General features: G+C 39.7%; 26 protein-coding genes and 1 pseudogene. 1 reads left to right on the forward strand and 26 read right to left on the reverse strand.

Annotation, left to right across the window (positions count from 1 at the left end; all coding sequences use genetic code 11):
* Positions 1-10: 10 nt before the first annotated feature.
* The 4 genes from ACQKMI_RS00210 to ACQKMI_RS00225 all read right to left on the reverse strand — a co-directional run bounded on the left by ACQKMI_RS00210 (position 11) and on the right by ACQKMI_RS00225 (position 4879).
* Positions 11-994: an alpha-ketoacid dehydrogenase subunit beta gene (locus tag ACQKMI_RS00210; protein ID WP_427486639.1), complete on the reverse strand. Its 984-nt coding sequence runs from the start codon at positions 992-994 to the stop codon at positions 11-13.
* A complete protein-coding gene (locus ACQKMI_RS00215; protein ID WP_427486640.1) occupies positions 994-2010 on the reverse strand; it encodes a thiamine pyrophosphate-dependent dehydrogenase E1 component subunit alpha in 1017 nt (338 codons plus the stop codon). Before ACQKMI_RS00215 ends, ACQKMI_RS00210 begins: the two co-directional genes overlap by 1 nt.
* A gap of 238 nt (positions 2011-2248) precedes the next feature.
* Entirely contained in the window at positions 2249-3676 is a 1428-nt protein-coding gene (gene lpdA / locus ACQKMI_RS00220; RefSeq protein WP_427486641.1) for a dihydrolipoyl dehydrogenase, read from the reverse strand.
* 108 nt (positions 3677-3784) lie between these two features.
* Complete coding sequence (locus tag ACQKMI_RS00225) at positions 3785-4879, reverse strand: Leu/Phe/Val dehydrogenase (protein ID WP_427486642.1); 1095 nt, start codon at positions 4877-4879, stop codon at positions 3785-3787.
* 633 nt (positions 4880-5512) lie between these two features.
* Between ACQKMI_RS00225 and ACQKMI_RS00230 the strand changes: the two genes are divergently transcribed.
* On the forward strand, positions 5513-5749 hold the full coding sequence (locus ACQKMI_RS00230; RefSeq protein ID WP_079561768.1) for a DUF2627 domain-containing protein: 237 nt from the start codon (positions 5513-5515) through the stop codon (positions 5747-5749).
* A 132-nt stretch (positions 5750-5881) separates the two neighbouring features.
* On the opposite strand, the gene ACQKMI_RS00235 is transcribed toward ACQKMI_RS00230, so the two are convergent.
* The 22 genes and pseudogenes from ACQKMI_RS00235 to ACQKMI_RS00340 all read right to left on the reverse strand — a co-directional run bounded on the left by ACQKMI_RS00235 (position 5882) and on the right by ACQKMI_RS00340 (position 20139).
* Positions 5882-6607, reverse strand: a complete 726-nt coding sequence (locus tag ACQKMI_RS00235; protein WP_427486643.1) for a glycerophosphodiester phosphodiesterase — start codon at positions 6605-6607, stop codon at positions 5882-5884.
* A complete protein-coding gene (locus ACQKMI_RS00240) occupies positions 6600-8171 on the reverse strand; it encodes a DUF342 domain-containing protein (RefSeq protein ID WP_427486644.1) in 1572 nt (523 codons plus the stop codon). Before ACQKMI_RS00240 ends, ACQKMI_RS00235 begins: the two co-directional genes overlap by 8 nt.
* 365 nt (positions 8172-8536) lie before the next feature.
* Positions 8537-8728 (reverse strand): hypothetical protein, encoded by a 192-nt coding sequence (locus ACQKMI_RS00245; RefSeq protein WP_427486646.1) that lies wholly within the window; start codon positions 8726-8728, stop codon positions 8537-8539.
* Positions 8729-9011: 283 nt separating this feature from the next.
* The gene (locus ACQKMI_RS00250) at positions 9012-9392 is read right to left on the reverse strand and encodes a PH domain-containing protein (protein WP_323647051.1); all 381 of its coding nucleotides are present in this window, start codon (positions 9390-9392) and stop codon (positions 9012-9014) included.
* Positions 9393-9781: 389 nt separating this feature from the next.
* The gene (locus ACQKMI_RS00255) at positions 9782-10123 is read right to left on the reverse strand and encodes a hypothetical protein (protein ID WP_323647055.1); all 342 of its coding nucleotides are present in this window, start codon (positions 10121-10123) and stop codon (positions 9782-9784) included.
* Positions 10124-10335: 212 nt separating this feature from the next.
* Positions 10336-10557: a hypothetical protein gene (locus ACQKMI_RS00260; RefSeq protein ID WP_427486647.1), complete on the reverse strand. Its 222-nt coding sequence runs from the start codon at positions 10555-10557 to the stop codon at positions 10336-10338.
* 64 nt (positions 10558-10621) lie between these two features.
* Positions 10622-10774, reverse strand: coding sequence for a hypothetical protein (locus ACQKMI_RS00265; RefSeq protein ID WP_427486648.1), 153 nt, complete (start codon positions 10772-10774; stop codon positions 10622-10624).
* Positions 10775-10932: 158 nt separating this feature from the next.
* Positions 10933-11091, reverse strand: a pseudogene (locus tag ACQKMI_RS00270) (sporulation initiation factor Spo0A C-terminal domain-containing protein); the annotation flags it as partial.
* A gap of 119 nt (positions 11092-11210) precedes the next feature.
* Entirely contained in the window at positions 11211-11477 is a 267-nt protein-coding gene (locus ACQKMI_RS00275) for a hypothetical protein (RefSeq protein ID WP_427486649.1), read from the reverse strand.
* Between the two features lie 341 nt (positions 11478-11818).
* A complete protein-coding gene (locus tag ACQKMI_RS00280) occupies positions 11819-12403 on the reverse strand; it encodes a tyrosine-type recombinase/integrase (RefSeq protein WP_427486650.1) in 585 nt (194 codons plus the stop codon).
* 326 nt (positions 12404-12729) lie between these two features.
* On the reverse strand, positions 12730-13164 hold the full coding sequence (locus ACQKMI_RS00285; protein WP_427486651.1) for a phBC6A51 family helix-turn-helix protein: 435 nt from the start codon (positions 13162-13164) through the stop codon (positions 12730-12732).
* A complete protein-coding gene (locus ACQKMI_RS00290) occupies positions 13161-13631 on the reverse strand; it encodes a hypothetical protein (protein ID WP_427486652.1) in 471 nt (156 codons plus the stop codon). Before ACQKMI_RS00290 ends, ACQKMI_RS00285 begins: the two co-directional genes overlap by 4 nt.
* 508 nt (positions 13632-14139) lie before the next feature.
* The gene (locus tag ACQKMI_RS00295; protein ID WP_427486653.1) at positions 14140-15873 is read right to left on the reverse strand and encodes a hypothetical protein; all 1734 of its coding nucleotides are present in this window, start codon (positions 15871-15873) and stop codon (positions 14140-14142) included.
* 548 nt (positions 15874-16421) lie between these two features.
* Positions 16422-16757, reverse strand: a complete 336-nt coding sequence (locus tag ACQKMI_RS00300; RefSeq protein ID WP_427486654.1) for a hypothetical protein — start codon at positions 16755-16757, stop codon at positions 16422-16424.
* A gap of 85 nt (positions 16758-16842) precedes the next feature.
* Entirely contained in the window at positions 16843-17031 is a 189-nt protein-coding gene (locus ACQKMI_RS00305; RefSeq protein ID WP_427486655.1) for a hypothetical protein, read from the reverse strand.
* Between the two features lie 2 nt (positions 17032-17033).
* Entirely contained in the window at positions 17034-17711 is a 678-nt protein-coding gene (locus ACQKMI_RS00310; RefSeq protein WP_427486656.1) for a hypothetical protein, read from the reverse strand.
* Positions 17701-18126, reverse strand: coding sequence for a hypothetical protein (locus ACQKMI_RS00315; RefSeq protein WP_427486657.1), 426 nt, complete (start codon positions 18124-18126; stop codon positions 17701-17703). The genes ACQKMI_RS00310 and ACQKMI_RS00315 overlap by 11 nt, the downstream gene beginning before the upstream one ends.
* The gene (locus ACQKMI_RS00320) at positions 18127-18300 is read right to left on the reverse strand and encodes a hypothetical protein (RefSeq protein WP_427486658.1); all 174 of its coding nucleotides are present in this window, start codon (positions 18298-18300) and stop codon (positions 18127-18129) included.
* A complete protein-coding gene (locus ACQKMI_RS00325; protein ID WP_427486659.1) occupies positions 18300-18452 on the reverse strand; it encodes a hypothetical protein in 153 nt (50 codons plus the stop codon). Before ACQKMI_RS00325 ends, ACQKMI_RS00320 begins: the two co-directional genes overlap by 1 nt.
* Positions 18453-18553: 101 nt before the next feature.
* On the reverse strand, positions 18554-18760 hold the full coding sequence (locus ACQKMI_RS00330; protein ID WP_427486660.1) for a hypothetical protein: 207 nt from the start codon (positions 18758-18760) through the stop codon (positions 18554-18556).
* Between the two features lie 116 nt (positions 18761-18876).
* Entirely contained in the window at positions 18877-19119 is a 243-nt protein-coding gene (locus ACQKMI_RS00335) for a helix-turn-helix domain-containing protein (RefSeq protein WP_427486661.1), read from the reverse strand.
* Positions 19120-19176: 57 nt separating this feature from the next.
* Positions 19177-20139: a hypothetical protein gene (locus ACQKMI_RS00340; protein WP_427486662.1), complete on the reverse strand. Its 963-nt coding sequence runs from the start codon at positions 20137-20139 to the stop codon at positions 19177-19179.
* Positions 20140-20175 lie beyond the last annotated feature (36 nt).

Genomic DNA, 20175 nt, shown 5'->3' on the forward strand with positions numbered 1-20175 from the left:
CTCTACTATTTTAGAATGCAGCAAGTTCTCGCATCGCACGCTCTACTTTTTCAGGGTTGATCATAAAATATTTTTCCATCGTCGGTGCATACGGCATAGCTGGAACATCAGGTCCTGCAAGACGTTGAATTGGTGCATCGAGTTCAAATAAACAATGCTCTGCAATGATTGCTGCAACTTCACTCATAATGCTACCTTCTTTATTATCCTCAGTAACTAGTAAAACTTTACCTGTTTTACTTGCCGCCTCAATGATTGCTTCTTTATCAAGTGGATATACCGTACGTAGGTCAAGAATATGCGCTGAAATACTATCTGCAGCTAGACGCTCTGCAGCTTGTAATGCAAAATGGACAGCTAAACCATACGTAATAACAGTAACGTCTTCCCCTTCCCGCTTAACATCTGCCTTACCAATCGGCAATGTATAATCGTCTACTGGGACTTCCCCTTTAATAAGACGATATGCACGCTTATGTTCAAAAAACAGCACGGGATCTTCATCGCGAATTGCTGCTTTTAATAAGCCTTTTGCATCATACGGTGTTGAAGGTATAACAATTTTCAACCCTGGTGTTCCTGCAAAAAGCGCCTCAACTGACTGCGAATGGTAGAGCGCTCCGTGAATACCGCCACCAAATGGTGCACGTATAACCATCGGGCAAGACCAGTCATTATTTGAACGATAGCGGATTTTTGCTGCCTCAGAAACAATTTGGTTAACGGCAGGCATGATGAAGTCAGCGAATTGCATCTCGGCAATTGGACGCATTCCATACATCGCAGCACCAATCCCAACACCTGCAATAGCACTCTCTGCAAGAGGCGTGTCAAGTACCCGATGTTCACCAAATTGATCGTAAAGGCCTGCTGTCGCTTTGAAAACCCCACCTTTACGACCAACGTCCTCTCCTAAAATGAAAACACGCTCATCACGTTCCATCTCTTCCTTCATCGCTAATGTAATCGCATCAATATAAGACATTACTGCCATTACACGTCACCTCCGTCCACTGGTGCATATACGTATTTCATAGCATGCTCTGGTGGTGCATACGGAGCAGCTTCTGCATAATCTGTTGCTTCATTCACCTCGGCCATGACACGTTCTTCTATTTCAGCACGAAGTTTTTCTGTCATAACTCCAGCATCCATTAGATACTTTTCAAATAACAGAATTGGATCCTTCGCCTTTCCTTCTGCTATATCTTCAGCAGTTCGATATTGACGATCATCATCATCCGAAGAATGAGCCGTTAAGCGATAAGTCACTGTTTCTATTAAACTTGGACCTTCACCTCTACGTGCACGATCAGCCGCTTCCTTCACAACCTTATAGACTTGCAATGGACATTTTCCATCTACTGTAACACCTGGCATACCATAGCCAATACCGCGATCTGATACTTTCGCACAGCCTAATTGACGTTCAACTGGCACAGAAATTGCATATTGATTATTTTCTACCATTATAATAACTGGAAGCTTATGCACTCCTGCGAAATTCGCACCTTCATGGAAATCACCTTGGTTAGATGAACCTTCACCGAGTGTAACGAAAGTAATAAAATCTTCTTTTTGTAGGCGCCCCGCTAAAGCTACGCCCACTGCGTGTGGAACTTGTGTAGTTACTGGCGAAGAACCTGTTAGAATACGATTTTTCTTTTGTCCAAAATGACCTGGCATTTGACGGCCACCCGAGTTCGGATCCTCTGCTTTAGCAAATGCGGATAACATCAATTCTCTCGGTGTCATGCCAAAATGTAAAACAACACCCATATCACGATAGTAAGGTGCAATATAATCTCTGTTATGGTCGAGAGCAAAGGCAGCCCCTACTTGAGCCGCCTCCTGACCCTGACAAGAAATAACAAATGGAATTTTACCAGAACGGTTTAATAACCACATACGTTCATCTAGTCTTCTTGCCATTAACATCGTTTCGAAAATTGCAAGTACATCTTCATTTGTTAAACCTAAATCCTCATGCTTAATTTGAACACCTTGCATACGAACACCCCTTTCGAACGTTTCGCTTTCGCTACAAAAACACTTTCTGGATATGATAACTAAAGCATTTATGGCTCTTCACCAAAATATGTACTTGATTGCACATCCCACTCCAGAAAGGGCGTTGCCACGAACGACGTAACCTTCCTCTTTATGAGCTTTTATACCAATCTACCTTTTAATCAAGAACAGATTTTTGTTTTGATCCTACTAGACTTTAGTTACGAAACTATGAATCTTAGAAATGAATGGCGCGATGATCCACTGCTAACGCTGATTCCGCTAGAACCTCATTTAGTGATGGATGTGGATGAATGGCCTGACTTATTTCCCAAGGCGTTGCATCCAATAATTTAGCAAGCGATGCTTCTCCAATTAAATCTGTCACATGTGGTCCTACCATATGAATACCCAAAATATCATTCGTTTCTTCATCTGCAACAATTTTCACAAAGCCATCTGACTCTCCATTAACTAGTGCTTTTCCAATCGCCTTGAACGGAAACTTACCAACCTTTAATGAATAACCTTGCTCTCGTGCATCCCTTTCTGTTAAGCCAATACTTGCGACCTCAGGGTAAGAATACACGCATTTTGGAACATTTAGAACATCAAGCCCCTCTGTCTTACCAGTTGCAATATGCTCAATAGCAGATACCCCTTCGTGTGAGGCAACATGCGCTAATTGTAAGCCACCGATAACATCCCCTATGGCATACATATGTGATTCCTTCGTTTGATACGAATCATTGACTTTGATAAATCCATTTTCTACTTCTATTTCTGTATTTTCTATGCCAATACCTTGTGTATTGGCTTCACGTCCAACACAAAGCAATAATTTATCTGCCTCGAATAATTCATCCTTATCATTTACTTTCGCAGAAATGAAAACGTTATCATTTTCAATTTTAAAGGTTCCTGAATCTAAGCGAGCGTTCGTTACAATTCGGACACCCCTTTTTTCAAGTTGCTTTGTTACTTCTTTTACAACATCCGCATCCTCTGCAGGTAAAATAGATGGCCCATATTCAATGACCGTAACGTAAACCCCAAAATCGCAAAGCATCGAAGCCCATTCAATTCCAATAACTCCTCCGCCAACAATTAACAACGACTTTGGCAGTTCTTCCATTTCCAATGCATGATCAGAGTTCATCACATATTTACCGTCAACCGTTAGTCCCGCCATTCCTCTTGGCTTTGATCCAGTAGCAATCACCACATTTGTTGGAACTAGCATTTCATTTTCATCGCCATTACTCATTTCAACTGAAATAGTGCCAGGCATCGGTGAGAAAATGGATGGACCTAAAATCCGCCCTATTCCCTGATAAACGTCTATTTCGCCCTTTTTCATCAGTGTATTCACACCTTGGCTCAATTGCTCAACAATAGCTTGCTTTCTTTCTTGCACTTTGTCGAATTGCAATGTAACCCCTTCAATATCAACACCAAATTCAGCTGCAGTTTTAGTTGCCATACGATACACTTCTGCACTTCGAAGTAAGGCCTTACTTGGTATACAGCCTTTATGCAAGCATGTTCCACCTAGTCGTTCACGTTCGACAATAGCTGTTTTTAAGCCCAACTGTGCAGCTCGAATTGCAGCAACATAGCCTCCTGTACCTCCGCCTAAAATGACAACATCATAGTTTTGAGCCATATGGATTCCCCCTTGTGAGAAAAATGCTAAACATTCATGTAATCTATTAATTTACGATAAAGTTAGAAGAAGTCGACTATGCGACTTCTTTCAACGAATAAGCGGTTCTTAACGACCGTGTAAAATATTTTTTTCATTTTTTAAGAATTGGCTACGAGATTTTGATACTCTAGCGATACGTTCTTCTGCTAAACGATTAGCTGCGACATATGTCGGTATACCATCACGTTTAGAAATCGCGAAGATTTTTTCGATGCTATCGTAAATGCCTTCGACACGCTTCATTGCACGTTCACGGTTATATCCATATAATTCATCAGCTACATTTATTACTCCACCGGCATTAATTACATAATCAGGTGCATAAACTATTCCTAATTCATGTAAATGATCACCATGTCGAGAATCTTGTAGTTGGTTATTGGCAGAACCTGCAATAACTTTTGCTTTTAGTTGCGGAATCGTTTCATCATTTAAAATCGCACCTAATGCACAAGGTGAGAAAATATCCACTTCCTGTGAATAGATTTCCTCTGGTGCTACAGCAGTCGCATCAAAATCATTCACAACTCGATCAATTGCCGCTTGATTAATGTCTGTAACAACAAGTTTTGCACCCTCTTTATGTAAATACTCGCAAAGCTTGTAGGCTACATTTCCTAGACCTTGTACAGAAATTGTACGCCCCTCTAATGAGTCAGATCCAAACGCTTCTTTTGCTGCTGCTTTCATTCCAAGGTAAACTCCGTAAGCAGTTACTGGCGAAGGATTTCCTGATGAACCGAAAGCAGGGGAAATTCCCGTTACATAATTTGTTTCCTCATGCATTAAATCCATATCTGTCACTGTTGTACCTACATCTTCTGCAGTAATATAGCGACCATTAAGCCCTTGGATAAAACGTCCTAGTGCACGGAACATTTCTTCATTTTTATCTTTAAATGGGTCACCGATAATAACCGTTTTTCCACCGCCAAGGTTTAAACCAGCTGCAGCATTTTTATAGGTCATTCCTCGTGCTAAACGCAATGCATCCTCTATCGCATTTTCTTCTGATGCATATGTCCACATACGTGCCCCGCCTAATGCTGGTCCAAGTGTTGTGTCATGGATAGCGATAATCGCTTTTAACCCTGATGCTTCATCTTGGCAAAATACCAATTGTTCATAATCATACTTTTCCATATACTTGAAGATTTCCATGAAAACTCGCCCCTTTGCTTTGGAAAGTGCATCCCCAAATGCCCATCCCAATTCAGTATAGTTAATGTATCAATTATGCCTCGGCATAATTGCGTCCGGAATCGGCTTTGTGCTTAGGCCTGCACGAGGGCCGACACGATGTCGGTCATTTCGGTAATGCCACAGGACGTGGCGTTTTTACCGATGCAGGTCAGTTAGCCGTTATCGCATGGATGCGATGATTTTAGGCTAACATCCCCTAAGCACTCCTTTCCGATTCCGTGACATCCGCCGGAGGCTTTAATTTCTTTTAGCAAGTGTTTTATGTAACGTAAGTGAAACGGCAGTTACAAATATCTTTTGTACCGAAAGTGTAGTGACAGGTACAGGTATTTGGACACCAGCTGAAAGAATTTAAAATTGTTTAACAATGGATAATATTGCTCCATTTAATTTTACAATACTGACAATTTCACAATTTAGCAACTATTATTACACTTTCTTGTTTAAGTAAGAATTTTCTAAAGATTCAGTTAGAGTTTTCGTGTTACGTCCGACTTTTTGTTGGATTGATTAGTTCCATAGTTTTACAACGTTTCTTGACATTCCAATATCCACAGGTACAATTAAACTTAGGAACAAGGAGGGACATGCATGGCTCGTTTTGCTGCATTTATAGTAATGCTTATTCCTGGTCTTATGGCTGCAGGTGGCATTAAATTTATGCGTGATACATTATTTGGTAAGCTCATCTCACCTTTCCCATTTTTATGGCTACAATTTGTCGTTGGCATTATTCTCTTTGTTATAGGCTTTGGCTTTTTCGCAGGATTTTTACTTCACCGCGATCGAAAAAATGGAAAAGTGGCTCCGCGCTTCCAAAAAAAATAAAAATAGCTATCCTATTGAGTCTCAACAGACTTATTGGATAGCTATTTTTATATTCATTCAAAAGTGTCAGCTACACTGTTTATCTGTAGCGAAAGTAACGAGTCAGCAACGATTTCACCAAGGAGAAATTGATTAACGTTGTTGCCTCGCAATTATTTTATCAGGAAAATCAGTAATCCAACCAATTACTGAAGGATGTGGATTCGTTAAAAATGTTTCATTCCCATCAATTGCATAAAAACGACATGCTTTATCACTCGCTACACAAGCCTCTAAATATCTTGGTTTATAATACCTTTTATGCATATGAACACTATCAATTGCTTTGTAATCACTAAGCAAATCCCATTTTAATTTTTTCGTTGCTATAAGTGCTGTTTCATAGTCTGGCTTATATTGTTTCACAATCTCTAGAAGCTCATAGTGAAACGATGAAAAATGACTGCCAACAGGCAAAGTAAGCCCATGAAGCATTTGAATAAGTGCGCTCTTATTGTCAAGGAGTGTTGATTTTAATTCGATATTAAGGGGGAGCTGTTGAGAATTTGCCCATGCTAAAACAACTTCAAACGTCGGAATTTTATACGTTGAAAATAATCGTCTCCACGGCTTCCCAAGTTTAAAGCTTATTAGCTCCTCTTTCGTACATTCGTTCACAAGCTTATTGATGCCAACCAATCTTGACAGCTGTGGATCGTGAAACACTACTGGAATGCCCTCTTTTGAAAGTTGGATATCTAATTCAATTCCATCTGCCCCTAGCTCTAATGCCTTTTCAAAAGACTTCAAAGTATTTTCAAGTGCATACGCTGATGCCCCTCGATGTGCAAATACAGGAATAAAAGATTCACTAAGCATTTAACTCACCAAATTCAATAAGAAATTTCCCCTTTTGAATCTTACTTAATAAGGATGACTTTTTGCCAATTTGAATATAGGTACCAGGATACGCTTCCTTCGTCACAGTAATCTCCTCTTTTCCAGCATGACGCATTTCATCCATTATTAGTTTAACTTCACGATCAATGGTCACTGCATCCGCTTTCAATTTTGCTAAGATTTGTTTTGTACCCTCAAATGCAGCTATCTGTTCCTTAGACATTTGGTTAAGGAGTGGCAATAAGCTTTTAGTTTTCCCCTCGTGCTCAGCAATTTTTGATTGTAGTTGCTTAAGCTCTCCCGCCTTCTCTTGCATAATAGAATAGCTTTCCTGTTTATTGACGCTTTCGATAATTAAATCAGTTCGGCGCTCTAAACGATTTCCTGAGATGGCCGTAACGATTGTATTTTTGGCTACTGCACGGCCCCCAATAATTTTCCCTTTTCGTTCGTCCACAAAGATAGAATGGGCAGAGAGCTGGGATCCCAATGCATAAAATCCTATATGAATGCTGTCAGCTGCAACTAGATTCGCCTCATTGACATGTTTAACGAAAATATTGCCGCCTGCCTCTACAAGCGTTGACCCTAGACCAAAAATCCCTCCGCGAATATAGACATCACCTTCAATGGATTTAATAAGTTTGGCACCGCTTACACCTTCGGCACCCTCGATGGAAATATCTCCAGTAGCAATGACTGTATAGCCTGATGTAACTGTTCCTTTAATGCTTAAAGAGCCATTAAATTCGAGATTCCCTGTTTCAACACCAACGTCTCCATGAATTGGCAAATGTCGATTAACACCGATCATGCCTTTGACATCATCTAATACACCAGCTATTTTCGAACGGATGACAGTCTTCCCATCCTCTTCCACTTCATAAGCCGATTTTTTATCATATCGTATAGGAAAATCACGACCCGGTACTGCCGCCATCATTTCGCCTAGTACATTTTCCCCTGGTTTACCTAATGTCGCAGGGATTTTCTCGCCTAACCATGAACCTTCGGATATTTCAGAAATAAAGTTCATGTCATAATAATCAGCTTTGCCATCTTCGCGAATCATTGGCTTTCTCTCTGGTTTAGGTAAGTATGTAATTTGTGCATCTGTTCCTGCTATTGGTTGTGTACCTTGAGCAATTAAAAATGCTTTTCCTGTCTCAATCTTAGAAATATCAAAATTTAATATTCCATGAACTATTCCTTCATTTCCGATAGTTTCCAAAATCTGTTCCGTTAATTTCTCTTTATTCTTTAGAATATAATCATGTGTTTCATGGACGAATATTGAGGCAGACATTTTATCTCGCGCAACTTCAGCTTCAACATTAGGAAGCCAGCGTCCAATTTCAACAGGGCTTGTGCTTTCAGTTGCTAAGACATTTTTTAATATTGAAAAATTTGATAATTTGAGTCGGGGATGACTACGTAAAATACTATCAAATTCTTTTAATGGAAAACCGGCAATGTAAGTAAGCATATATACCTTGCCGTCTTCTTCCGTTATTTCGAATTTATCATTTCGAACCAGAATCAAAGCTACCTCCTCCTTCCCTCTAACTGTAAGTATATACAATCTATTTACATTTGTTTAGAGACAATTGTCACTCCTCAGAAAGAACACACACATACTTTATAAGCAATACGTATCCCCTCGATTTTCATTTTCATATCACCATTAGTCTATTTATACTATAAAAAAGTAATGTTTTACTCAATCTTCAAAATCTCACTGTCCACAGTGTATAAATTTCACTGTTTCCGATCAGGAAATTCACTAAATCTTTAACTAACTTAAATAATAGATACTATATCTGTCATAATTTTTATAATCTCACTTAGGTCTTCAATACTAAATAAACATGCCTCGAAAACCGTTTATACAGAGTTGAGTGATGGCTCCTAATCTTTCTCCAGAATAGACCCAATGCGAAGATGGACGCCTAATTGATCAGAGTTTTGGAGCTGCTCACGTGTCATATAGTAAACGCTCATGCTTCCATCCATTCCAAGCCGCACTTCAAATAAATTATCTTCTATCTGCGTTATTTCTAACGAGTTTTTTTCGTCAAGCTGTATGTTTACACTTTTCATATGTTATCACCCCAAATCAATTATACCTCGGAATACTTGCGTCCGGAGGCTTAAGACCAACAAATGTCTTTTGCACGAAAGCGTAGTGCTAACGCAGCGGCAGCAAAGGGTTTTGTTTGTGCGAAAGCGAAGTGTCAGAAACAACAAGATGTTATTCACTCAGTCATGTGTTGCTTTCGCACAGATAAATTGCCACTGGACGTGGCGTTCTGTTTGGACACACGCTGAAAGAAGTAAATTATATAAGATAAACGATCAACAGAATTGTTGATCGTTTAATTTATTACTTTCCTAATACATGTTCCGCTAACACACTTTGAATTTTATATATGTTAGTTGATTTATTAAAGCTTTTCTGTATCGGTAATTCATTACCAGAAACCCAAATTTTCAACTCTGCATCTAGATCAAATGTTCCTGCCGTTTCAACTGAAAAATGAAGAATACTCTTATATGGAATTGAATGATATTGCGTTTTCTTTCCTGTTACTCCTTGTTTATCGATTAAAATAAGTCTTTTATCCGTAAAAATAAACGTGTCTCTTATAATTTTATAAGCATTCTTAATTGTTTCATTAGGTGTTAATAAACCTTTAACTTCTTCCTTTAATTTTTCTAGATTAACTTCACTTGCATTCCCTATTATCCCATCAAATAACCCCATCTTAATTCCCCCTCCATATGTCCATCCTCCATTTAAAATATGAGATTATTTTTCCATAAATTCAACACAACTCCGTTAAATGATACTATTTAAAACTGCGAATAAGCAGAATTTTCAATTGACCAAATACTAAAATAGTGTAAAATCACACTAAAAAAGTCACTTTATGAGCAAATGGTTTGTAGCTTCAATTTTACTCGGAATAATAGGGGGTATTTTTATTTTTCAATAAGCTAAACAAAGCCTTTTAAAGAGAAGGAAGAAACACACTAAAGAAGGGTGACGTAAAACGAGGAAAAAAGGATATATATATATTACAATTAGTGAGGATAAAGGAAATCAATAAATATCAAAAAGCATAAGCTTTTACGCCTATGCTTTTTCAAAAATTAATGCATCGTTATTCTTTTACAAGCTATTTTTGCTGCTGGAGTTCCAACACCAGCATCAAGTGCTGCATCTACTGATTCTCCCCAAGAACCACTGCTAGCCTTTATTTCGTTTCCTGCTGTAAAAACTCCCTCCGCTACAATTTCAACACAATCGTAATAGTCTGGGTTAGGATTACTTTCAAGATACTGTGCAGCTAATTCGTCTGCTTTCTTTTGTATTGAAACTCGACCTTGTTCAGCCAATGAACTAAAAACACTCTCAGCTTGCCCACCAAAATGTACTATTACGTCATTAATGTCTCGACCAGTACGATGTATATCTCCCATTTCAGATGACATATTTAGTCCTCCCAATCCTTGAAATTTGAACATGTTTTTAAGTTCACAAATATTTTCTCCAACTGAGATTGATCTTATCCATTAACAACTGTCCTAAATAATCCTCAATTTCCACTAGGTTAATTTAGCTCCCCAACTACATATTCACTAATATTCCCCAGGTTGTGTATGCCTACCTGGTCAAACTTTGTCACATCAAACGCTTTATAAAATTATTTAAGTTCATTATCCTCTAGCATTACCTTCATTTTACGCTCTGGCTTGACGTTCTTAACGTTTTTCAGTGGATTAGTATAAATCACTTGTTCTTGATACAAGTAAGCTAAAAACACCTTTATATTATGTGTATAATTTGCAATTGTAGTCTTGGATATTTTCTTTCCAAAATCTTCTCTAGCTTTTGGATTGTTATTCGGTTTGTCAGCGACTGTCAATTCATCAATTTATATTTACCACACTCTGATAAACTTCTCATATAACTTCTCAAATGCACCGCCTTTACATTTTTTGGTGAATCAATTTCAAATTTACAAACATCAATTTTACGTATATCTTTAAGGTTTGTTCATTTGATTTCATTGTTTTTACAGCTAGTCCTTTTGCCGCACAATCAAACATAAAACGATCTATTTCAATATCGAAATCAGTCATAAAAAAAACACCTCCATGAACGGGATTTTCCCATAAATGAATGTGTTTCATAGTTTAATTCAATAAATTAACATTAGTTATATGAACTCAGTAGTTAGTCGGTATAAATTCAATGAATTCTCTCTAAATAAGTCCTGTAATCCCAGTCACATCAACAATTAGCTAGCCATCATATCGATACGAATCTTGTCTGCAATCATAGCAATGAATTCACTATTTGTCGGCTTCGACTTCAAATGATGCACTGTGTACCCAAACATCGACGAAATCGATTCATAATTGCCACGATTCCATGCGACTTCAATGGCATGACGAATTAGATAACTCTTATATAGCGAAAATTTACCGGTCATTCTACCGGAAGCCTTCGCAGTTTTAGACGACTTATATTTACCGATTATTTTACATTAAGAAATTGAGTAAGTAAACAGATATTTCATATTTTTAATAAATGATTAATGTCATTTAAAATTCTACGTCGTTCTAAGAATTCTATTAATGCGCGTATACCTTGCTTTATATTATTTTTCTGTCTCGTAACTTTCACCATTATAAAATATGCTTCCGCATCTAATTCTGAAAAATAGTTGTTTCCATCACTATCGGTTGCATAATCCTCTATAAAATCCCTTATTTCTACTAAATGGTCCTGCGTCGTTCTAACATTATGCTGAACTAAAGACGATATAATTTTGACATTCATAAAATCCCCTTTTCCAACACCGGTGTATTAATATTATCGCGATGTACAAAACTATACATGACCGGTAAATATTAAGCAACCCTAAAAATCGCTTCGAACCCTTGATATGACTGCGTTAGAAGCGCGTCACCCTACTTTTAATATACTCATAATTCTATTGCGTCAGTTTTGCGTTATATGCCTTTTATATAGGAAGAAACTCGATTTTATTTTTACCCTGAGAAATAAAAAATATTGCGTACAAGTCGCGATCGTCAGATGAGCGGATTCCAGCGGACGGGCTTGGGCAAAAAAAGAACGACCAACATACGAATTGAATCGCTGTTGATCGCGTTGATTAATCAAAAGAATGAAACGTTTTTAATACTTTGTTTAATTCGTTCGTCAGTCATGCCGATGTAACGAAGCGTTGTCTTTTGCGAACTATGATTAAAGATTTCCATTAGCGTTGCTATGTCGTTAGTAGCGTTGTAATAAGTGTAACCGAACGTCTTGCGCATTGTGTGGGAACCAACGGAATGGTTACCGATTTGATCACCAGCAGCAATAATAATGCGATAAGCTTGCGTCGTGCTAATATGTGCGTCGCCTATACGTGATGGGAATAAGTACGTTGTGCCTGTTGGCAGAGTATCGATATAGTCTGCGATAGCTGCCATTAGCTGATCGAGGTGGACAGTGCGTTCCTTCTTCGTCTTGCCTTCTCGAATCTTAAACGACGACTTCCCTTTTACCTGTTCGACTCTAAGCGCAACTAAATCTCCGCAACGTAAGCCGGTAGATATGCCGAGCTTGAATAGTAGCTGATTGCGTAGACCAAATTCCTTCGTCCTGCCTAACGCTTCTAACATCTCGCTTATTTCTTCTTTCGACTTTAACGGCTGCACATCGATTAACATGCCTTTTTTCTCGTTATGATTAGCCATAATTACGCCCCTTTTGAATGTATCCTTTTATTCGGTATATCTAAAATAGCATACATTCGTTAGATACGCAATTATCAAACGTCTATTTATCAACGTTTTATATGTATCCTTTTCATAAAAAGCATACATTCGTAGATTCACGACTGTAAGCAATAACCCGAAGTACCTTTTACGTCGAAACAGCGTCATATTGAACCGTGGAGATTTCAGACACCCTCACGCGCCAGCCCTGTGTGCCCGATGTTTTCGTGATTATTCGTGATATTACGAACATAAAAAAAGACGGACACACCCAAAGGCATGCCCGTTAATATTGCGTCATTTATTTATACTGTACCGCGTAGTCGCTCAATTTCCGCTTTAATAGCATCTACGTCATGTACTTGCGTCTCTTGCGAAGTTTGTACGATTTCTCGTTTCTCCGTTAGCTTACCGATTAATTTATAGTACAACTCTAGCGCTTTAATCGAAGCGTTACCGTTGTTGGAAGTACCTTTCACTAGGTTCATTAGCTGTGCGTCTGCTGCGGCTCTAGCGCTGTCTAACTTTGTATCGCTGACTGTAGCTAAGTATCGTACGAAGTCGGCATTTTGGCGCCAATGATAAAGTGTACTCGTATCAATTCCGAGTTCTTCTGCAATTTCTGCGTAAGTTTTTTTCTCTCCTTTTGGCGCATATTCTTTTTCTAGTAGTAATTCCGCAGCTCTTAATTGATTCGCTGTTAGTTTCGCCTTTAATCCGTCTAGTGTTATTTTAGTCATTTTTTATATTCCTCCATTTTTTGCGTTAAATATGCGTCATAGTTACCATCGTAATCGAGACGCTCCATTTCATTTTCATGCGGACGATATGTTTCTTTTACGATTGATAAAATCGTAGCAGCGCTCGCAATAGCGGACCCTGTTCCGCCTTGAATCGCTTCCTTTAAGTAGTACGCAGTCATAACACATGTACAACCTAGTAATACGTCGTTACAATTTCCTGCTACCTCAAATGCGTCTATCCACTCACGTAGTTTATGTGTCTCCTCTACGTCAAAATAGCGTCCTGTTTTAACGAGAATGTTAGCGTAACCTAAAAGAAACTGATTCGCTTCACTCGCATATCTTTCGTATACCTCGTAAGCAAAGTAATCGCTAGTAGGTGGAGGAGGTTCGTATTCATCACCTAGTAATGCATCAAGTGCTGTAAGTTCTTCCGTCAATTGTGCGTCAGTTCTAAAAGCCATCTTATCCCTACTTTCCGTTTAATTAGAAAAGGCAAGCACCGATGTAATTTCGATGCCCGCCCATTGCCTGTCCTAACCTGTTTGAAGTCTTTCCTTTTCAATTAATTTCGCTAGACTAAACGCAATCTTATCGATGTCAGCTTCTTCACGAACGGTAAAGTTATTGCCAGAAATAACGACTCCTCTGCCTGAACTGTTACCGCCTTTATCCTTCGAATAGTTTCTATTCTCACGCGCAGTTAGAACGCGCTCTCCTTTGTGCAGTCGTGCCGAATACAGTTTGTTATCGTAAAGGCTTTTTATCCTCTACTTCTTACGGTTTCCCGCAAGCTCGGCGTACATTTTCACCTATACGGTGTCGGGCACTCTTGGAAGGATTATTGCTCTCATAACGCTCACCTTCTACGCTCTACGGTGGCGAGTGATGTTCTCGCTTACCTCGGTGTTAACGTAGCCTAGACCTTAGTCTCCACCGATTTTGCCCGATTTTCATTGACGAATTTCTCCGTCAAGCGGCTATACAATAACCGTCATATGGCACTGAATCTAATCCGCTATAGTGCGATTTCTTGCCGCCTTTGTCTCCTCCACCAAAGATATTTCCAACAAAGTTTACCCCTGCACTAATTCCGTTCGTAATCCAATCTGGTAATTTAGCTTTGCCGATAAATCCGATAAAGTCTTTTACATGACCGTAAGCAGTCGATACCCATCCGCTCAATGTTTCGAACCAACCTTGCACGATCTTTAAAGCTCCCGCGAAGTTATCGAACGCATTTTTTGCAGCTGTTGTGATGAAGTCGATGAACGGTACCAGGACGTTATCCCATAGACGCTTGACTATTGTCGAGAATAATTCGAATAATAGTCCCATACCCGTTAAAATCGGCTGTGCAATCGACCATAAAGTCGAGAATAGCTGAACTAAGAACGAAATGGCCGGCATAATCACGTTATTAAATACGATCATCGCAATGTCGCCGAGAACTTGCAGCATGTTCCAGAATCCGCTCAGATAAGGCTCGATAATCGAACATGCGTTTGTTAGTACGCTAACTATCGTGGACCATACTGTAGAGAAGATTTCTTTCAATCGATCGAATGTCGGAGAAAGTTGCGTTATCTTTTCGGCAATATACGCTTTTACTTCACTGAATTTAGATTTAACGTTAGTTATAAACTCGGATATTTTCGATACAATTCCGTTAATCTGGCCGTCTACTTTTGCTGCCGTTTCTGGCGAGAATCCTAGCGCAGTTAGTAGGTCTACTGTGCCGCCGCCCGTAATAATCGTACCTATGCCAGAAAATACGCCTTTTACCATATCGAACGCTGACTTTAGGCTGTATCCGAATTTGCGGATAAGAGCTACTTGTTCCTCCGAGAACCCTGCACTTTTTAGCACGTCTAAAGACGCTTTATGTTCGCCACCAAAAATGCTAGCTGTACTTTTAAAGACGGCTTTAACCTTGTCGTACGCATCTTTCAGCGAGTATCCGAACGTCATAATAGCTCTTATTTGCCCTTCACTAAAACCGGCATCTTCGAGTAAATTTCGGGCTGTTCCGTATCCCTTGAGTCCGTTTTTAAATATTTCCGATACGGATTTGAACGCGCTGCCAATACCGTTTATGGTGTTTCTGAGTGGTTCACTATTATCGTAAAGGGCTTTGAATCCTACTACTACTGCAGATATTCCAGCGGCTACTAGTGAGATCGGATTTGCCAACATTGATATAGCTCCTACAGCAATTAATGCGCCAGCAAATGTAGCGATTGCGCCTGCAGCATACATTATCGGCTCACGCCACTTCCAAACGAACTTGCCGAACGCGATTGCCTTATCAACGAGACTAGCAAGTTTCTCGTCTATTTTGGCAGCCAATGAATTTAAAGCACCCTCAGAATTGTCAAACATTTTAACGATGCTACCTAATGCAGCCCCTAACTTAGAGTTACCCATATTTCCGATTTGCCGCATGAACTTTCCGACTCGTTCGCCTATTTGTGCCCAATAACCGAGTGTTGTTTTACCCATTGCGTCTACCGTTTTCTGCGTGATTCCCATGCCGTCTAGCATTTTATTAATCTCTGCAATTTGTTGTGGGATAGCCATCTTCTTAATATCATTAAGTTTTTGCCTATCAAGCCCAAATCGCTCTACCATCGATTGAGCATCTCCCTGCCAAAGCTCCTTCAAACTAAAAGCTGCTCCGTCTGTGCCTTGCGTTGGGTCCAGCACCATGAGTCGTTCGATGATCGACCAGGCTTTTCCTAAGTCATCAACGTTTTTAGTCATTGAAACAAGCGATTTAGACGAGGCAAGCATGTCGGTAGAATTAAGCAACGGTGAATCTATCGCCATCTTATCAACCATCTTCATGTACGCACTGGACTTTTTGTCGTCGTTAAATATTGCTTTTACTGCGACTTCTGACTGTTGATACCTAGCTGCAGCGCCAATTGTCGCATCGAATGCTTTTGCTGCGCCTTGAGCACCTAGGTATGCCCCAGCTATTCCTACTAAACTACTTTGCATTCCCCGCAATGACGCACTAAGCCCGTTTGAACTTACGTGCAGTCGACTAACTTGTGTTGAAAATCCACCCATTCGGTTCGATGCGGATGATACTGCGCCCCCGAGCTTACTAGTTGCAGATTGCGCTCTTGACATACTATCGCTAGTGAGCCGACTAGTTCGGTTCATTTTATCCATCATCTGCGTGACTTTACGTATCTGCGAGGAACCTTCGTCCCTCATCTTAAAGACCGCTGTAAGATTTATCGCCATTAGATGCGATCAACTCTCTTTATCGCTATTTCCGCTAAACGATCGGCTTGTTCACTTGCTGTAATATATCGTTTGCGTGCGCTCATATCACCATTTGCATATTCGATTGCAGCCTTTAATGCCTCTAATCGTTTCCGAGCATGATTCGCTTGTACACGGTCACTCATTGCAATAGCTAAAAGCGGTACTTTTAAATCGTTTGCTTTTCTGATTTTTATTTTCGCAACTTTACCGTGAAGTCGCTCTACTTCAACTACAAACGTAGCAGCCGCTAGTATTACTTCGTTATCATCTAATATTTGCGCTACTTCCTGTATACGTTGTTTTATTTCCATTTCTCGCATCCCCCTTTGTTTTTGTGTATAAAAAAAGCACAACGTCGGTTAAAAACGTCATGCTTTTGCGTTAATATTGCGTTATTCAGTTTGTCGTTGATTCTTTTTCTTCATTTGCCTCAACTTGTCGTTTAATTTGTACATAAAGAACGCGAGCACTTTCGGAACCTAATGCACAAGCCATTTGCATTGCTGAAGAAATGTCATCACGATTAACCGTTCCTTCCGCCAATTTTTTTGTTAGTTCTGATCGCACGATATTGTAATTTGTCATAATTATTTCGCTCCTTTTGTCTTTGTTGGTACTTCTGCGATATATTCAAAATCATTCGGCTTATGTCCGTGGGTAAACAGACTAACCTGACTCATCACCTCACGAACTCCTTGTACTGCCCCTTGTCTCCGCATAACTTTCGCCACACTTGTCGGGTGATCTATTACCTCAATCCAGTCCGTTTTACCTTCTGAACGATTAGCTCTAGAGATTTCAGCCATTTCCTCACGTAAATGTCCGTAGGCATCTTCGCCTTCGCGGTGGTCAATGATACAACTTAATAATAAGTCTCTCGCCATTTTTAATTTTGCTTGTACAATCGGTTCATACTCTGCTCGAACATGAGGCACAAACACATTTTTATACTCGTTTACTACGTCGACGGATGAAATCGTCCCCTCCGGCATAGCTGCGTATGCCAACGTTAAATCACGCTCACGTCGTGCAATAACCTCTTTCTGTAATGCGATATCTCCATCAAGTTTATCAAGTTGAGTAGTTGCATCCGTACCATGCTTAACACTTTCCGTAAAGGTGTGCTCATATTCTGTCTGCAACTCGCTTAAACGTGCGCGCGCACTTTCTGCATCTTTTTGATACTGCGAGAGTCTTGCTGCTCGCTCAGCGCCTTCTTTTCTGTAATCTTGTAATAATTGAAATTCATGTACCTTAAATGTCATCTGATTTTATCCCCTTTGTTTTTAGTATTTGAATAAATTTTTCTAACTTGCCGATACACCATAATCGCCACTTCGGAATAACAGGCGTTGGCTGTTCGTCTTGCTTGTCCAACTCGAATAATTCAACTAACAGTTCCTCGTTACGAGTGATCTGCTCGCGTGTACCCGTTACTTCACGCCGGTAAATCACCGGAAACTGAGCGCTCATTAAGTCTCGATACAATTCCTGGCTATCCGTCTGCAGCTCGACCACTTCATACGCGTATAAATCGTCTAGCAAGCCGGTTACATCCTCGTAAGGCTTTGAGATTTCGCCAATTAAATTGGATATGCCTTGTTCGTCCGTTTGGTAGATTAATAGTGAAATGAACGAAACCTCTCGCAAATTGACGAGTGATAGTAAAGCAAAGCGCATTTAATCTTCGCCTTTCAACAGTTGCTGAATTACGTAATTAGCCGCATCTGATTGCACAAAATATCGCGCATCTAACGGAGCAACATCTTCCGGCAAGAATATCCGATGCTGGCGTTCCTCTTCGTCAATGTAAATACAATGTTCTCCGCGATCATTGCTATAATAAATCTGCATTAATAAAACACCGTCCCGTTTATAATTTTTGGTTTCGGATATCGCTGTCCGATGATTTCGATACCGTTTTTGTTGTACTGCTTTTTACGACGCTTCGGCTTAGCTCGATTGCCTTCGCCACGGTAGTTTGATGAATATTTTTTATGCTCCATATCGTTACTGACACCCCTTAAAATTTGATACGTATATTGACATAAAACCTTTAGAACGCCTTTAAATTAGGCGTTTAAATTTAAATCTAATAGTATTTATCCTAGCCACTTTCTTCGCGCCAAATTGAAGGCTCTATCGCAGAATCGTGTACACTATTGTTGATGCGTTTTTCAATGCGCTTCGCGCATCGATAGTCCGATTCTGGTACGCGCCACTGTAAGCCGACTACTTGTCCGCCTTTTTGATATGTCGCTGTAATATCCCAATCGCGTGATCGTTTAATGTTGCGGATTTCACGTTCATGCACCGCGTCTACATAGAGTGCGAACGTTGAATCTGTTTGTCTCCAAAGTTCTGCTGTGATAGCAATCGTTCCCCTTTGCTGTTTAGTTGCTGATTTTCAAAATGCTTTAATTTTGACTTTTAATGTGGTACAGTGAGATTATGGATTAATCTATTTAATTTTTGAGATTTTTCAACAAAAATAAATAAACCTTCGTCTAGCTGAATTTTTTGCACTATTTTAGCGCGAGTTAATAAACTCATTGTCCGGGCTCCACTCTCAATATTAGAGATTGTACTATAGCTCACACCTACCATCTCCGCAAACTCTCTCTGTGACACTACTAAGGCTTCGCGTAACTCTCGTAACTGTTCGCCTGTCATACCGTTCCCCTCCTTTTGTTATTGTTTGCTCACATAATACCTAAAAATAAATGCGGGCTATTGCCCTTCACTAATATAGGGGTTCGTCCGACGGATAATCTGACGATAAACGGCTATTTTATCAACTTTTTCAGCAATTATTTGGGCTTGTTTAGCTTCGGCCAACGTTTTATATTTGACCATTTCTCCATGCTTATAACTTTCATTTTTCAGTTTTGCTTTGAACATAGGCTTCTTCTTCATTATCTCCGTTTCAACCTTATAGGATGGCTGCGTTTCCTCACGAAGTCTAAACCGATCATCTATCGACTCACTATATAAAGGCAAATAATACTCAATCGGTAAATACGAGCCTGTTTTATCGAATCGTTTTTTCACATCATGTGAAGCCTTACGACATGTATCGCAACAAAATCGGCTATCGACTCGCTTTGATTTCGCATCACGTAAGTTATCGCCTTCAATAGCGAACATGTTCAGACAAAACATATACTTACATCTTCGAAACTTCTTACGCTGTTTAACGTAATACGAGTAATCCAGCACGGTAGAATAATACGATAGCGCATCGAATCCAAAAGTGTTAATCAACGCAATATACCGAAACAACGACCATTCAATCTTTGACATTAAATCGTTGTATAAATCCGTAATTGTAAATTCAGATCGTTCAACGTAAGCACGATCGTTAACAGGCGGATTTGCTTGAATACTCTTACGATCTAGGTGCTCCGATAATTTGCCGAACTCCCTGGCCATCCCCTCCAACGTTGTAACCTTCGCAGTTTTCAGTGGTACATCATCTACATTTGCAAACCGCTCAAGTATTGACGGACTTTTAGATTTCGGCATATCTTCGTTAGTCTTGACGTAATGGTACGCCTTGGTAATTTTATGCGTGTATATAGAACCGGGATAGACGTTCTCATACGTTACAGTGATTCCGTCAGCTTTTGCATATTCAATTAGTGCGAACGTCGTTTTACTGGCTCTCATTTTAGCTGCGACTGCTTTAGTCATTGGCTGAATCCCCCTTGTTTATTCTCATAGTCTAAA

It is taken from the genome of Lysinibacillus sp. NPDC097214 (assembly GCF_050277945.1).
Lineage (GTDB): Bacteria > Bacillota > Bacilli > Bacillales_A > Planococcaceae > Lysinibacillus > Lysinibacillus xylanilyticus_B.

What these genes read in the sequence shown, in the direction of transcription:
- ACQKMI_RS00265 (WP_427486648.1), bottom strand. Translation starts at nt 10,774, where the DNA reads ATGACTGATTTCGATATTGAAATAGATCGTTTTATGTTTGATTGTGCG.
- ACQKMI_RS00245 (WP_427486646.1), bottom strand. Translation starts at nt 8,728, where the DNA reads ATGAAAAGTGTAAACATACAGCTTGACGAAAAAAACTCGTTAGAAATA.
- ACQKMI_RS00325 (WP_427486659.1), bottom strand. Translation starts at nt 18,452, where the DNA reads ATGGAGCATAAAAAATATTCATCAAACTACCGTGGCGAAGGCAATCGA.
- ACQKMI_RS00275 (WP_427486649.1), bottom strand. Translation starts at nt 11,477, where the DNA reads ATGAATGTCAAAATTATATCGTCTTTAGTTCAGCATAATGTTAGAACG.
- ACQKMI_RS00215 (WP_427486640.1), bottom strand. Translation starts at nt 2,010, where the DNA reads ATGCAAGGTGTTCAAATTAAGCATGAGGATTTAGGTTTAACAAATGAA.
- ACQKMI_RS00235 (WP_427486643.1), bottom strand. Translation starts at nt 6,607, where the DNA reads ATGCTTAGTGAATCTTTTATTCCTGTATTTGCACATCGAGGGGCATCA.
- ACQKMI_RS00315 (WP_427486657.1), bottom strand. Translation starts at nt 18,126, where the DNA reads ATGCGCTTTGCTTTACTATCACTCGTCAATTTGCGAGAGGTTTCGTTC.
- lpdA (WP_427486641.1), bottom strand. Translation starts at nt 3,676, where the DNA reads ATGGCTCAAAACTATGATGTTGTCATTTTAGGCGGAGGTACAGGAGGC.
- ACQKMI_RS00300 (WP_427486654.1), bottom strand. Translation starts at nt 16,757, where the DNA reads ATGGAAATAAAACAACGTATACAGGAAGTAGCGCAAATATTAGATGAT.
- ACQKMI_RS00280 (WP_427486650.1), bottom strand. Translation starts at nt 12,403, where the DNA reads ATGGCTAATCATAACGAGAAAAAAGGCATGTTAATCGATGTGCAGCCG.
- ACQKMI_RS00340 (WP_427486662.1), bottom strand. Translation starts at nt 20,139, where the DNA reads ATGACTAAAGCAGTCGCAGCTAAAATGAGAGCCAGTAAAACGACGTTC.
- ACQKMI_RS00285 (WP_427486651.1), bottom strand. Translation starts at nt 13,164, where the DNA reads ATGACTAAAATAACACTAGACGGATTAAAGGCGAAACTAACAGCGAAT.
- ACQKMI_RS00210 (WP_427486639.1), bottom strand. Translation starts at nt 994, where the DNA reads ATGGCAGTAATGTCTTATATTGATGCGATTACATTAGCGATGAAGGAA.
- ACQKMI_RS00255 (WP_323647055.1), bottom strand. Translation starts at nt 10,123, where the DNA reads ATGTCATCTGAAATGGGAGATATACATCGTACTGGTCGAGACATTAAT.
- ACQKMI_RS00310 (WP_427486656.1), bottom strand. Translation starts at nt 17,711, where the DNA reads ATGACATTTAAGGTACATGAATTTCAATTATTACAAGATTACAGAAAA.
- ACQKMI_RS00305 (WP_427486655.1), bottom strand. Translation starts at nt 17,031, where the DNA reads ATGACAAATTACAATATCGTGCGATCAGAACTAACAAAAAAATTGGCG.
- ACQKMI_RS00335 (WP_427486661.1), bottom strand. Translation starts at nt 19,119, where the DNA reads ATGACAGGCGAACAGTTACGAGAGTTACGCGAAGCCTTAGTAGTGTCA.
- ACQKMI_RS00250 (WP_323647051.1), bottom strand. Translation starts at nt 9,392, where the DNA reads ATGGGGTTATTTGATGGGATAATAGGGAATGCAAGTGAAGTTAATCTA.
- ACQKMI_RS00225 (WP_427486642.1), bottom strand. Translation starts at nt 4,879, where the DNA reads ATGGAAATCTTCAAGTATATGGAAAAGTATGATTATGAACAATTGGTA.
- ACQKMI_RS00320 (WP_427486658.1), bottom strand. Translation starts at nt 18,300, where the DNA reads ATGCAGATTTATTATAGCAATGATCGCGGAGAACATTGTATTTACATT.
- ACQKMI_RS00290 (WP_427486652.1), bottom strand. Translation starts at nt 13,631, where the DNA reads ATGGCTTTTAGAACTGACGCACAATTGACGGAAGAACTTACAGCACTT.
- ACQKMI_RS00230 (WP_079561768.1), top strand. Translation starts at nt 5,513, where the DNA reads ATGGCTCGTTTTGCTGCATTTATAGTAATGCTTATTCCTGGTCTTATG.